Here is a 12,915-nt window from a genome sequence, read left to right on the forward strand (position 1 = left end):
GATGCTGAGTTGAGGTAATATCGCCGCCTCGCCACCGGCAGCCCAACGCGCCAGACAAAGGATTGCATGCCCGCCACCCCGTCCCTGCGTCATCTGTTCTTCTGTGTCGTGCTCGGCGCGCTCGCCGGCTGCCGGCCTGAGCCCGCACTGCCGCTCGACCAGCAGCTCTATATCTGGCAACGCCAATGGCAACCCGCCCATGAGCAAGCCCTGGCGGACAGCCGCGCCGACTTTTCGACCTTGCGCGTACTGGCCTTGCAAGCGCAGCCCAAAGCCGGGTGGAGCAGGGCGCTGGTCGACCTGCCACGGCTCAAGGCCGATGGCCGGCCAGTGATCGCCGTGGTGCGCCTGGACGGCCAGTTGCCGGCGCTCGACCTGCAGGAGGCAGGCCCACAGATGGCGCGCCTGCTGGCGGACTGGCAGGCCGCGGGTGTGGCCCTGGAGGGGTTGGAGATCGACCATGACAGCGGCAGTGCTCGCCTTGCAGGCTATGGCGAATTTCTCCTGAAACTGCGCGCACAACTGCCGCCGGGCCTGAAGCTGAGCATCACCGCATTGCCCGCCTGGCTCGACAGCCCGCAGCTGCCGGCGCTGTTGCAGGCGGTGGACAGCAGTGTGTTGCAGGTGCACGCAGTGAGCGACCCGCGGCGCGGCCTGTTCGATCCGGCACAGGCCAGGCAATGGGCCCAACGCTGGAGTCGCGTCGGCGACAAGCCGTTCTACCTGGCCTTGCCCGCCTATGGCGTCGCGTTGCTGCCTGATACCGGTGGCGCGCCCGTTGTGGAAAGCGAAACACCGTTGAGTCGTGGCGGCGAACGCCGCGAACTGCTGGCCGATCCAAAGCAATTGGCGGACCTGGGCAGACAATTGCGCCACCAGCCACCTGCGCACCTGGCCGGGCTGATCTGGTTCCGCCTACCGTTGCCCGGCGACCGCCGCGCCTGGAGCCTGACCACCTTGAAGGCAGTGGCGCGAGGCGACGCGCTCGCCAGCCACTGGCGGGTCGAACTGTCCGGGCAGGCGGGGCTGCGCGACATCAATCTGGTCAACGTCGGCAATCTCGACCTGCCGATACCTGCGCGGGTGGAGCTGAACGTCGCATCCTGTGACGCCGCCGACGGGCTCAACGGCTACCGCTTGCAGCAATCCCCGCAACACCTCATCTTCAACCGCCAGTCCAGCGCGCGTCTCGCCGCTGGCGGCCGGCGCGTCCTCGGCTGGGCGCGCTGCCATGGAATCGATCAAGGAGCATGGAATGTCTACCCGTAACTGGCCCCGGCGCCTGCTGTACCTGTCCCTGAGCGTGCCGGCCGTTCCGGCGCTGGCCTGTGGCCCGGACTTCCCGATGCAGTTGCTCGGCGATCGGGCGCATACCCTGGCCGAGTTGCCGGAGGGCAATTTCGGCTTCGAGGTGAATCGCCTCGGCGAGCAGATCGCAGGCCTCAAGCCCGCCACCGATGTGACCCTGACTCCTTACTGGGACAGTGACGACAACGACCGACCTTACCGTGAGCAGCGCAGCCGTATCGAGGCAAGCGAGCTACCGCAATCGCTGCGCGAAAAGGTCGCGCAACTGCGTGCCCTGGCGGATCCGCAACAAGTGCTGGAGCAGGGCGCCGAATTGCCGGATGAACTGCGCCTGTACATTGCCGGCGCGGTGGCTTTCGACACCGGCGACCACGCCCTGGCCGCGGATTATTTTGCCAAGGTGCTGGCCCTGCCAGCTGAACAACGCAAGCTGCGCAGCACCTGGGCAGCCTACTCGCTGGGGCGGGCCTTGATGGCCCGCAGCTTCGCGGCCAGTGATGATCCGCAACAGACCCCGCAGGCCCTGCAAGCCCAGGCGCGCGAGGCTTTCCAGCAAGCCCGCGCGCTCAGCGCCGAAGGCTTCAGCGACCCATTGGAACTGGGGGTTGCCAGCCTTGGCGAGGAGGCCCGCCTGGCCAAGCTCGCCGGCGACTGGAACAGCGCCATCCGCTTGTATGCCAGCCAGAGCCGTCTGGGCTCGGGCAGTGGCTACAGCTCGCTCAGGCAACTTGCCAACGAACTGGTGAGCCTGCCGGATGAACAGCTGAAGACGCAGTTGGCGCAACCGATGCCACGCAAGCTGCTCACCGCCTATCTGCTCAGCCATGTCGGTTGGGACTACGACGGCCAGCCGCCAACCCAGGCCCGGCGCCTGCCCGGGTTGCTGCAGGCCAGTGTCGGCGACAAGCTGGAAGACGCCGACCGCCTGGCTGCATTGACCTACCAGCAAGGCAACTATGCCGCGACCAGGAGCTATCTGCAGCAGGCCGGCGATACCGGCCTTGCCTGGTGGCTGCGCGCCAAGCTGGCCTTGCGCGATGGCGACAAGGCCCAGGCAGCCGCTGCCTATGCCAAGGCCGCCGCCGCGTTCCCCCGCGAAGAGTCGTGGGGCTCCAGACAGACACCCGATTGGGACTACGAAAGCGTCAAGCCCGGCTGCCGGGTCGAAGGCGAGGGCGCGATCCTGGCGCTGGAGCGCGGCGACTACCTGCAGGCCTTCGACCTGCTGTATCGCAGCCAGGACATCTACTGGCAGGATACGGCCAACGTGGCCGACCGCGTGCTGACCCTGGACGAGCTCAAGGGCTATGTCGATGCCCATGTGCCGGCGCCACCGGCCCCCAAGGTGGAAGAGGGCGGCTATGTGCCGCGACCGGTGGCGACGCAGCTGCGCGAGTTGCTGGGCCGACGTCTGCTGCGTGAGGGCCGTTATGACGAGGCGCCCGGCTACTTCGCCACGGCGCAGTTGCAGGCCGATGCCAAGGCCTACGGCCAGCATCGCCAGGAGGCCGCCTCGCGCTGGACGGCCACGGGCCGCGCCGAGGCGCTGTTCGCCGCGGCCACCTTGGCACGCGGTGCCGGCATGGAAATCCTCGGCTACGAAATGGCACCGGACTATGCCTGGCTGGGTGGCAGCTTCAGCCTGGGCAGCGCCACCCTGCAGCCCGGGCCGTTCATCGGTGCCGGCGAAGTGCAGCGCCAGTTGGCGACCGAGGCCAAGCCCGACCAGCGTTACCACTATCGTTATGTCGCCGCCGACCTGGCCAACCAGGCCGCGGACCAGTTGCCGCGCAGCAGCCAAGCCTTCGCCGCGGTGCTGTGCACGGCGGCGGGCTGGGTGCCGGGCACCGAGCAGGAAAGCGCGCTGTACAAGCGCTACGTCCAGCAGGGGCCGTTCGTGCAGTGGGCAGAGGATTTCGGCAACCAGTGCGAAGCGCCCCGGTTCGACCAGGCCAACAAACGCTATGTGACAGAGAAGCTGGATGCCGCGCGGGCGGCGTTGCGGCCGTACAAGGCGCAGGCGCTACCGGTGGGGTTGGTGGTATTGGCGGGGGTTGCCTGGATGTGGTTGCGACGGCGCAAGGCCAAGGTGTGAAACGAAAAGGGGCGGCCATCAGCCGCCCCCTGACCTTCACTTCTGTGCAGTCGTCACCCCTGCATCCAGCTTCACCGTTTCCTCGAGCGTGAAACGGCCCAACGGGTTCTGCAGGAAGTTCTGGATATTGCTACGCGAGATGTTGATGTACGGGCTGTAGTACAGGTCGATCCAGTGCACGTCCTGCTTGGCCAGCTTCTGCAGGTCCTGGTACATCTGCCCGCGCTTGACCGGGTCGGTCTCCACCCGGGCCGCGGCCACCAGGTCCTTGACCTTGTCGTTGTGGTAGCGGGTCATGTAGTTCTGGTTGGTGTCGTGGCCGAGCACGAAGGTGGTCTTCTGGTCCGGGTCGAGCACGTCGTTGGTCCAGTACATCACCGACAGGTCGTAGTCGCCATCGACCAGCATCTGCCAGCTCTGGGTCGGGTCGACCTTCTGCAGGTTGGCGGTGATGCCGACATCGGCCAGCTGCTTCTGTACCAGCACGGCGATCTGCTCGTCGGCCTCGTTGCCGGCGTTGACCACGTAGTTGACCTTGAGCCCCTCGGCACCGGCCTTCTTCAGCAGTTCACGGGCCTTGGCCGGGTCGAACGGGCGTTGCGGGTTGTTGGCATTGTGGTACAGCGCGCCTTTTGGAATGTACGAGTAGGCCGCTTCGCCATGGCCGAAGGTCACGGTTTCCACCAGCGCCTTCTTGTCGATCGCCAGGTCGATGGCCTCGCGCACCTCGACCTTGCCCAGCAGGCCTTTCTCATGGTTGATGAGCAGGTGGTCCTCGCGGGTCGACGGGTCGATGTGGATGGTCAGGCTCTTGTCTTTCTGCAGCGCGTCAACGCGGGAGAACGGCACGAAGATCGCCGAGTCCAGTTCGCCGGCCTGGACCTTGAGCATGCGCGTGTTGTCGTCGGGGATCGAGATCCACTCCACGCCGTCCAGGCTGACCTTGTCGGCTTCCCAGAAGTAGGGGTTTTTCTCCAGGATCACGCGGTCGCCGCGCAGCCACTCCTTGACCTTGAACGCGCCGGAGGTCACCGGTTCCTGGGCGTAGGCCTCTTCGCCGATGGCGTCCATGGCCTTTTTCGACAGGATCGACACGTTGGCGGTGGCCAGCTGCGCGAGGAACGGCACCGACTTGTTCTTCAGGGTCACCACCAGGGTGCGGTCATCCGGTGCTTCGGCCTTGTCGATGATCTTGTAGGAGTCGGACCACAGTGAGCCGGGGTTGTCGCGAATGCGCAGCAGGGAGAACGCCGCATCGCTGGCAGTCAGCGGCGAGCCATCGGAGAACTTGGCTTCGCGAACCTTGAAGGTGTAGGTCAGGCCGTCGTCGGAGACTTTCCAGCTTTCGGCCAGGCCCGGCAGCAGCTTGGTGCCGCTGTTGTCGACGCGCACCAGTACGTCGTAGACGTTGGCGAAGACCCAGCTGTCGCGGTTCTGCGCGCTCTTGATCGGGTCGAAGGTGGTGCTCTCCTCGCGGCAGCCGATGGTCAGCACGCCGGCGGCCTGGGCCATGCCACCGGCCAGGGTGCTGGCGGCCAGCACGGCGGCGGTGAGTAACTTCAATGCAGTGGGTTTCATGCTCAAGCTCCGTTTGATGGTCATGTGGGGTGGGTCAGCACGGCAGTCGCGGGTGGACGCAGGCATGGTAGCGGCCACCTTCTGCGTGGCTGGGGGGAATATCTGCGCCGCACTCGGGCAACGCGTGGCGACAACGTGGGTGAAAGGCGCAGCCGGACGGTGGCTGCAGCGGGCTCGGCGGCTCGCCGGCCAGCGGGTGCTGCGGCAGGCGCCGGGCCGGGTCGATGTCGGCGATGGACTGCACCAGCGCGGCGGTGTAGGGATGGCGCGGGTCGTCGAAGACCTCGGCCACCGGGCCTTCCTCGACGATCCGGCCCAGGTACATCACCGCCACCCGGTCGCACAGGTGGCGTACCACGCCCAGGTCGTGGGTGATGAACAGCAGGGCCAGGCCCATGCGCTGGCGCAGTTCCAGCAGCAGGTTGATGATCTGCCCCTGGATCGACACGTCGAGGGCGGCGACGCACTCGTCGGCGACGATCAGCCGGGGCTCGACGGCCAGCGCCCGGGCGATGCCGACCCGCTGGCACTGGCCGCCACTGAGCGAACCGGGCTTGCGCTCGGCGAGTTCCGCGCGCAGGCCGACCAGGCCGAGCAGTTCGGCGACCCGGGCGGGGATCTGCGCGGCGGGCACCTTGCGCTGCACCTGCAGCACCTCGGCGAGGATCTGGCCGATGCGCTGGCGTGGATTGAGCGCGCTGTACGGGTCCTGGAAGATCATCGCGGTCTCGCGGCGCAGGCGCTCGATATCCAGGCGGTTGCCCTGGCGCATGTCGCTGCTGTCGAACAGCACCTGGCCGCTGCTGGCCGGGGTCAGTTGCAGGATGGCCCGGGCCAGGGTGCTCTTGCCGCAACCCGACTCGCCCACCAGGCCCAGGGCCTGGCCGGCGGCGAGGCTCAGCGACGCGCCGTTGACGGCGTTGACCTTGCGTGGGCGCAGGTTTAACAGGCCGCCGCCCGAGGCGGGGAACTGCACATGCAGGTCGTTGACCTGCAACAGCGTGGTCATGACAGGCCTCCGGCCAGCAGCGGGGTATGGCAGGCCAGGCGATGGCCGGGGGCGATCACCCGCAGTTCCGGCAATTGTGCCCGGCAGTCCGGCGTGGCCTGCGGGCAGCGCGGTTCGAAGCGGCACCCTGCGGGCAGGGCGTCGAGCAGCGGCGGTTGCCCGGCAATGGTGTTCATCAGTCCCGCGTGCCGCCGCGTCGCGGGATGGCAGGCCAGCAGTCCGGCGCTGTAGGGGTGGCGCGGCTGGCTCAGCAGGGCCTGCTTGGCGCCGTGTTCACACAGGCGCCCGGCGTACATCACGGCGATGCTGTCGCAGGTCTGCGCGACCACGCCGAGGTCGTGGCTGATCAGGATCATCGACAGGCCGCGGCGGTCGCGCAGCTCCAGCAGCAGGCGCAGGATCTGCGCCTGCACGGTGACGTCCAGCGCCGTGGTCGGCTCGTCGGCGATCAGCACCTTGGGGTTGCAGCCCAGGGCCACGGCGATCATCGCCCGTTGCCGCATGCCGCCGGAGAACTCGTGGGGATAGCTGTCGACGCGGGTTTTCGGGTCGGGGATGCCGACTTGGCGCAGCACCTCGATGGCCTCGGCCCGCGCTTCGCGCCGCGAGGCGCCCTGGTGCAGGCGGATGCCCTCGGCGATCTGCGCGCCGATACGCATCAGCGGGTCGAGGTGGCTGCTGGGGTTCTGGAAGATCATGCCCAGCTCGCGACCGCGCATACGGCGCATGCCGGCCTCGTCCAGGCGCAGCAGGTCGTTGCCGGCCAGGCGCACGGCCTGGCCTTCGAGGCGCAGGTTCGGCGACGGCAGCAGGCGCATCAGGCCGCGACAAGCCAGGGTCTTGCCCGAGCCGCTTTCGCCCACCAGGCCGAGGATCTCGCCCTGGCCGAGGTCGAACGACAGGCGATCGACCAGGGTGATATCGCGTTGGCCAGCGCGGGCGATGACGCTCAGTTCGCGGACCTGGAGCAGGGCAGGGCTCATGTACGGTCTCCCAGCAGCTCGGCGACGCCGTCGGCCAGCAAGCTGAAGCCCATGGCCAGGGTCACCACGGCCAGGCCCGGGAAGGTGCAGATCCACCAGGCGCTGGTGATGAAACTCTGCCCCTCGGCCACCATGGTGCCCCATTCCGGGGTGGGCGGCTGCACGCCGAGGCCCAGGTAGCTGACGGCCGCGCCATTGAGCAGCACCAGCACGGCATCCGACATGCAGAACACCACCGAGCCGAACAGGGCGTTGGGCAGCAGGTGGCCGAACAGCACGCGTCGGTGGCTGAACCCCAGGCTCCTGGCGGCCAGGGCGAAATCGCCTTGCTTGAGCACCAGGATCTGCGAGCGGATCAGCCGCGCATAGGACACCCAGCCGACCAGGGCCATGGCGATGTAGAAGCTGCCCAGGCCCGGGCCGAGGATGGCCATGATCGCCAGCATCAGCACCAGGAACGGGAAGGCCAGGACGATATCGACCAGGCGCATGCAGATGTTGTCCAGCAACCCGCCGACATAGCCGGAAACCGCGCCGATGCAGGTGCCGAGCAGGAATGGAAAGATCACCCCGATCAGCGCCATCTGCAGGTCGATGCGCGCGCCCCAGATCACCCGCGAAAGGATGTCGCGGCCAAAGTTGTCGGTGCCGAACGGGTGACCAAGGCTGGGCGCGGCCAGGCGCAGGTCGGCGTTCTGCGCCAGCGGGTCGAACGGCGCTATCCATGGCGCGCAAAGCGCCAGCAGGCACCAGCCGAGGACGATCGCCAGGCCGCAGTACAGCGCCAGGCGGCCATTGCCCAAGTGCCAGGCCAGGCGCCAGCGTAGCGCCAGTGCGGGGCTCTGGCTCATTGGATGGTCACCCGCGGGTCGAGGGCGGTAGTCACCACGTCGGCGATGAAGTTCACTGCCACCGTGGCGCAGGCCAGCACCATGGCCACGCCCTGGACCACCATGTAGTCGCGGGTGAAGATGCCGCGCACGAGCAACTGGCCGACACCGGGCAGCGAGAACAGGCTTTCGATCACCACGGTGCCGCTGATCAGCCAGCCGATGTTGACCGCCAGCAGGTTGATGGTCGGCAGCATGGCGTTGGGCAGGACGTGCCGGCGCAGGATCGCCCCTTCGCCCAGGCCGCGTGCGCGGGCGGCGGTGACGTGGTCGGCCTGTAGCTCCAGGAGGATGCTCGCGCGCAGGTTGCGCACCAGCACCGCCGAGAGCGCCAGGGCGATGGTCAGGCACGGCAATACCAGGTGGTGCAGTTTGTCTGCCCAGGTGCGGCCATAGCCGGATACCGGGAACAACCCCCAGTGCACGCTGAACAGCAGGATCAGCATGAGCCCCAGCCAGAAGGCCGGCAGGCCGAGCCCGGCGGTGGTGAACAGGCGGATCAGGTTGTCGGCCCAGCCGCCCTTGTGCCGCGCGGCGAGGGTGGCCAGCGGCACGGCGATCAGCAACGCCAGCAGCACGCTGCCCAGCACCAGCAACACAGTCGGCTCGATGCGCCCGGCAATCAGCGGCAGGGCGTCGACCTTGTACAGCAGCGACTTGCCCAGGTCGCCGTTGAGCAGGTTCTTCAGGAAGTACAGGTACTGCACCAAGATCGGCTCGTCGAGGCCGAACTGGGCGCGAATCTTCGCGATCGCGTCCGGCGTGCTGCGCGCGCCCAGCAGCACCCGCGCCGGGTCGCCGGGGATCGAGCGCACCAGCACGAAGGTGATGATGCTGATGCCCAGCAGTACCGGCAGCAGTTGCAACGGGCGAATCAGGACGAACCGGTAACGTGCCAGGCTCATCGGTCAGCCCCGGTTGCGTTGCAGGAAGTCCAGCAACACCGGGAAATAGGCCTGGGGTTCTTCGTAGAACGGCATGTGGCTGCTGTTGGGGAACACGTGCAGCTCGGCGCGGCCGTGCAGGGCCAGGTTCATGCGCATGGCGCAGGCGGGGGTCAGTTCATCATGCTGGCCGGTGGTGATCAGCACCGGCATGCGGAACTCGCCCATTTGCTCGAGGCGGTTCCAGTCCTTGAGGTTGCCGATATAAAGGAACTCGTTGGGGCCCTGCATGGTGCTGTACGGGCCCATGTTCCAGTCGCCCAGCGAGCGCTGGATCGGCGCCGGCCACTGCTCGAGGCGGCAGACGTGGCGGTAGTTGAGCAGGGTGATGGCCGCCTGGTACTGGGGATGATCGAGGGTGCCCAGGGCCTCGTGGCGCTGCATCATCGCCACGGTCTCGCTGCCCAGCGCGCCGCGCAGGCGCTCAAGCTCGGTGATCAGGTGCGGAATGTCGCCGACAGTGTTCTCGAGAATCAGACTTTTCAGCGACTGCGGGTGATGAATGGCGTACTCGATCGCCAGCCAGCCGCCCCAGGAGTGCCCCAGCATGTGCACGCGACCCAGGTCCAGGGCCTGGCGCACGCGTTCGACCTCGGCCACGTAGCGGGTGATGTTCCACAGGCTGTCGTCATCCGGGCGGTCGGAGGCGCCGGTGCCCAGCTGGTCGAAGGCGACCACGCGGATACCCTTGTCCTTGAGCCAGGCATGGGCGTCACGCAGGTAGTCGCAGGGCAGCCCCGGCCCGCCATTGAGGCACAACAGCACCTCGTCACCTTCGCCAAAGCTGTACACCACGACGTTGTGGCCATCGACCTCTACGTCGAACCGCTGGTCAGGTTGCATCTCACGCCACATCGCTACTCTCCTGTTGGCCATGGCTTGGGGCTATAACTAGCGCAGGAGAATTCGTCGCCTACAAGCTAGTGTTTCCTATAGGTTTTGTATGGCAGTCCCGCGCCAAGCCGTGGCATTCTACGTGCCGGACTTCGGGATGGAAATCCAAAAGGAATCACAGGGAGTGTCAGGTATGCAGGCCAAGGTGGCTGAACTCAATGCCCGTCTGGCGTCGGACAAGAGCCTGGACGAACAGATGGACAGCGTCGCCGAACTGGCGGCAGAACTGGGCTTTGATGCCCTCGTGTACGACTACAGCCCGGTGCCGCTGGATCATGTCGGCGAGCTGATCACCCCGAGCGTGGTCCGACTGCGCCAGACCCCGAAGGACTGGCAGGACCTGTGGTGTTCCGAGGGTTTCTACCAGATCGACCCGGTACAGCAGGTTGCCGTGTCCTCCATCGCGCCCTTCGTCTGGTCGTACCTGCCCAAGGGCGAGACCATCCTGCAGCGCCACATCGACCGTCGCCACGCCCCGGTGGTCGGCTACCTGCACGATGCGCAGCTGACCTGCGGCGTGACTGTGCCGATCCACCTGCCACGGGGCGGGCTGGCGACCCTGACCGGCCTGCGCCCCCAGGCCAGCCAGCGCGACCTGGACGACGCCCGGGAGCACCTGGGCGATTTCAGTCAGATTGCCCACGCTTTGCAGGAGGCGGCCTATCCCTTGCTGGCCAAGGAGTCCTCTACCCGCGCCATCCGTCTGACCCGCCGCGAAGTCGAGTGCCTGCGCTGGGCCGCCGAAGGCCTGACGGCAGGGGAGATCGCCGACAAGCTCAACCGCTCGCTGGCGACGATTTCCCTGCACCTGACCTCGGCGATGCACAAGCTCGGGGCCAAGAACCGCGTCCAGGCGGTCGCCCGGGCGGTGCATTACCGCCTGCTCGACCCGTGAAAAGGGCAAAAAAAACCGAAAACCTAGCAAATTCTCTAGTTATGCCGCGTTGCAGATAGGGATATCGTGTGTTCCATGATTCACATGGAGCCGGATGAAATGGAACTCACCCAATCGCGTGAAGGTTTTGCCCCCTTTGGCGAATACCAGACCTGGTACCGCGTCACCGGCGACCTGGCCTGTGGCCGCACCCCGCTCGTCATCCTGCACGGCGGCCCGGGCTGCACCTACGACTATGTCGATGCCTATAAAGATGTCGCCGCCGGTGGCTACCCGGTCATCCACTACGACCAGCTGGGCAACGGCCGTTCCACCCACCTGCCGCAGATGCCGCCGTCGTTCTGGACGGTGAAGCTGTTCCTGGATGAGCTCGACAACCTGCTTGAGCACCTGGGCATCAGCGAGCGCTACGCACTGCTGGGCCAGTCCTGGGGCGGTATGCTCGCCAGCGAACACGCGGTGCGCCAGCCCAGGGGCCTGCGCTGCCTGGTGATCGCCAACTCGCCGGCCGACATGCGCACCTGGGTGCGCGAGGCCAACCGCCTGCGCGAAGAGCTGCCCAAGGACGTCCAGGAAACCCTGCTGCGCCACGAAGCCGTGGGCGACTACACCGCGGCCGACTACATCGCCGCCACCCAGGTGTTCTACGACCGCCACGTGTGCCGGCTCAAGCCCTGGCCGGAAGAGGTGGCACGCACCTTCGCCCAGGTGGAGGCCGACCCGACCGTGTACCACGCGATGACCGGGCCCAACGAATTTCACATCATCGGCAGCACCAAGGACTGGACCATCGTCGACCGCCTGCCGCGGATCAACGTGCCGAGCCTGCTGATCTCCGGGCGCTATGACGAGGCCACGCCGCTGGTAGTCAAGCCGTACCTGGACCTGATCCCCGGGATCCGCTGGGCGTTGTTCGAGAACTCCAGCCACATGCCGCATGTGGAGGAGCGGGTGGCGTGCATGGGCACCGTGGTCAAGTTCCTCGACGAGAGTCTGTAGCTTCAAGGGCCGCCAGCCGGCCGACAGTTTCCCTTCCTCAGGCCTGTCCGGGTTCAACCCGGCGGCCTGAGTTTTATCTCCTCCCAGGTGACGAGCACCAGCACGTTCCCACGCGGTGATTAACAACCCGACGCCCCAGCGCTATCCTTAATCCAGTTCCCCAAGGAACCTCACCATGCGCCGGCTGCTACTGCTGTTACTGATCACCGTCATCCCAGGCTGCCAAACCCCATTGCCCGCCGCCAACCCGCAGATGGCCTGGGTCGACCTGTCGCTGCCATTCCCCAACGACCGCGTCCTGCTGGCCGAACGCCTGGACAAGCAACGCCTGGACGAAGGCCGCTTCTTCCAGGTCAGCCCTGGCAGCCACGAATTGGTGGTGCGCTTTGACTATGAAACGAACGGCGGAGGAGGCATGAGCATGCTCGGCGGCACCACCGTCCGCCAATGCTACCTCACCCTCGATTACGCCCATTTCCAGGGCGGCCAGCGCTATGTGCTGGAAGCCCGCTCCATGGCCCTGACACCCGAGGCGAGGCTGTACAATGCCGCCCGGGAGATCGTCGCAGAGGTCAGCGAGTTCTACTGCCTGATGTGACCGAGCCCGGTTCATTGACTGTTCGTGAAGGAATTCAACCGTTGTGTGAAGCATGAGTCGTTCGCTGTTCATTTCCCTCGATGGCCCCAAGGGCACCGGCAAGACCACGCTGCTGGAAGCCGTCACCAAAGCGCTGAGGGCGGACAACAGGAAAGTGATCCGCATCTGCGAGAAGAAAAGCGATCCCTACCGGGGCGAAACCATGGTCCTGGTCAACCAGTTCGTCAGGAAACCCTGCCGGGACCTGGAAATGAAGGTTTGTGAGCGCCTGGCGGACAGCCGTGCCTGGATTTCCCGGCATGTGCTGGCCAAGCAACCGGCGGACAGCATCATCCTGATCGATCGCTGGTACCCGTCCGATGCGGCGTTTCGCCGACTGGTGCCGTTTGCCGAGATCCTTCGCTTGAACCTCGAACGCAACGTGCGGGTGCCGGACCTGCATGTGGGCGTTATCACCGACCCTGAACTCTCGTGGAAGAGGGCAGCGGCGCGGTCGCGCGGATTGAGCAGTACCGTGATGCACGCGCTGGAGGAGCATGTCGCTTGCACCGAAGCGTTCGAGCGAGTGGTTGCCGATCAAGGGTGGGTTTTATGTCGCAACGAAGGAACGCTTGAAGAGGCGACAAGCGCGTTGGTATCTGAGATCCGTCGCCTGCTTTGATGGTCCTGATTTTCACTCCATCGGTGAAAGTGTTCACGCGCACGGCCGGTTTTTCCCAGGT

General features: G+C 66.3%; 12 protein-coding genes. 6 read left to right on the plus strand and 6 right to left on the minus strand.

Going from position 1 to position 12,915, the window contains the following annotated elements:
• Positions 1–66: 66 nt before the first annotated feature.
• Both C3F42_RS00955 and C3F42_RS00960 read left to right on the plus strand, forming a co-directional pair.
• Complete coding sequence (locus C3F42_RS00955) at positions 67–1,269, plus strand: DUF3142 domain-containing protein (RefSeq protein WP_104443815.1); 1,203 nt, start codon at positions 67–69, stop codon at positions 1,267–1,269.
• Complete coding sequence (locus tag C3F42_RS00960; protein ID WP_104443816.1) at positions 1,256–3,403, plus strand: hypothetical protein; 2,148 nt, start codon at positions 1,256–1,258, stop codon at positions 3,401–3,403. Before C3F42_RS00955 ends, C3F42_RS00960 begins: the two co-directional genes overlap by 14 nt.
• A 36-nt stretch (positions 3,404–3,439) precedes the next feature.
• Here C3F42_RS00960 and C3F42_RS00965 read toward each other — a convergent pair whose 3' ends face one another.
• Genes C3F42_RS00965 through C3F42_RS00990 form a run of 6 tightly spaced genes read right to left on the minus strand, consistent with a single transcriptional unit; the run spans position 3,440 to position 9,662 of the window.
• Complete coding sequence (locus C3F42_RS00965) at positions 3,440–4,981, minus strand: ABC transporter substrate-binding protein (RefSeq protein WP_104443817.1); 1,542 nt, start codon at positions 4,979–4,981, stop codon at positions 3,440–3,442.
• A gap of 34 nt (positions 4,982–5,015) precedes the next feature.
• Complete coding sequence (locus C3F42_RS00970) at positions 5,016–5,990, minus strand: ABC transporter ATP-binding protein (RefSeq protein ID WP_104443818.1); 975 nt, start codon at positions 5,988–5,990, stop codon at positions 5,016–5,018.
• The gene (locus C3F42_RS00975; RefSeq protein WP_104443819.1) at positions 5,987–6,973 is read right to left on the minus strand and encodes an ABC transporter ATP-binding protein; all 987 of its coding nucleotides are present in this window, start codon (positions 6,971–6,973) and stop codon (positions 5,987–5,989) included. Before C3F42_RS00975 ends, C3F42_RS00970 begins: the two co-directional genes overlap by 4 nt.
• Complete coding sequence (locus C3F42_RS00980) at positions 6,970–7,824, minus strand: ABC transporter permease (RefSeq protein WP_038706161.1); 855 nt, start codon at positions 7,822–7,824, stop codon at positions 6,970–6,972. The genes C3F42_RS00975 and C3F42_RS00980 overlap by 4 nt, the downstream gene beginning before the upstream one ends.
• Positions 7,821–8,768, minus strand: coding sequence for an ABC transporter permease (locus tag C3F42_RS00985; protein WP_104443820.1), 948 nt, complete (start codon positions 8,766–8,768; stop codon positions 7,821–7,823). Before C3F42_RS00985 ends, C3F42_RS00980 begins: the two co-directional genes overlap by 4 nt.
• A 3-nt stretch (positions 8,769–8,771) precedes the next feature.
• Complete coding sequence (locus C3F42_RS00990; protein ID WP_023631947.1) at positions 8,772–9,662, minus strand: proline iminopeptidase-family hydrolase; 891 nt, start codon at positions 9,660–9,662, stop codon at positions 8,772–8,774.
• Between the two features lie 172 nt (positions 9,663–9,834).
• Here C3F42_RS00990 and C3F42_RS00995 point away from each other — a divergent pair, with 172 nt between their 5' ends.
• The 4 genes from C3F42_RS00995 (at position 9,835) to C3F42_RS01010 (ending at position 12,854) form a co-directional block, all read left to right on the plus strand.
• The gene (locus tag C3F42_RS00995; RefSeq protein WP_038706159.1) at positions 9,835–10,596 is read left to right on the plus strand and encodes a LuxR family transcriptional regulator; all 762 of its coding nucleotides are present in this window, start codon (positions 9,835–9,837) and stop codon (positions 10,594–10,596) included.
• 99 nt (positions 10,597–10,695) lie between these two features.
• The gene (locus C3F42_RS01000; RefSeq protein WP_094009959.1) at positions 10,696–11,595 is read left to right on the plus strand and encodes a proline iminopeptidase-family hydrolase; all 900 of its coding nucleotides are present in this window, start codon (positions 10,696–10,698) and stop codon (positions 11,593–11,595) included.
• 175 nt (positions 11,596–11,770) lie between these two features.
• Positions 11,771–12,193, plus strand: coding sequence for a hypothetical protein (locus tag C3F42_RS01005; protein ID WP_104443821.1), 423 nt, complete (start codon positions 11,771–11,773; stop codon positions 12,191–12,193).
• Between the two features lie 52 nt (positions 12,194–12,245).
• Entirely contained in the window at positions 12,246–12,854 is a 609-nt protein-coding gene (locus tag C3F42_RS01010; RefSeq protein ID WP_104443822.1) for a dTMP kinase, read from the plus strand.
• The last annotated feature ends 61 nt before the right edge of the window (positions 12,855–12,915 follow it).

The organism is Pseudomonas sp. PONIH3, from assembly GCF_002934345.1.
Classification (GTDB): Bacteria; Pseudomonadota; Gammaproteobacteria; order Pseudomonadales; family Pseudomonadaceae; genus Aquipseudomonas; species Aquipseudomonas soli.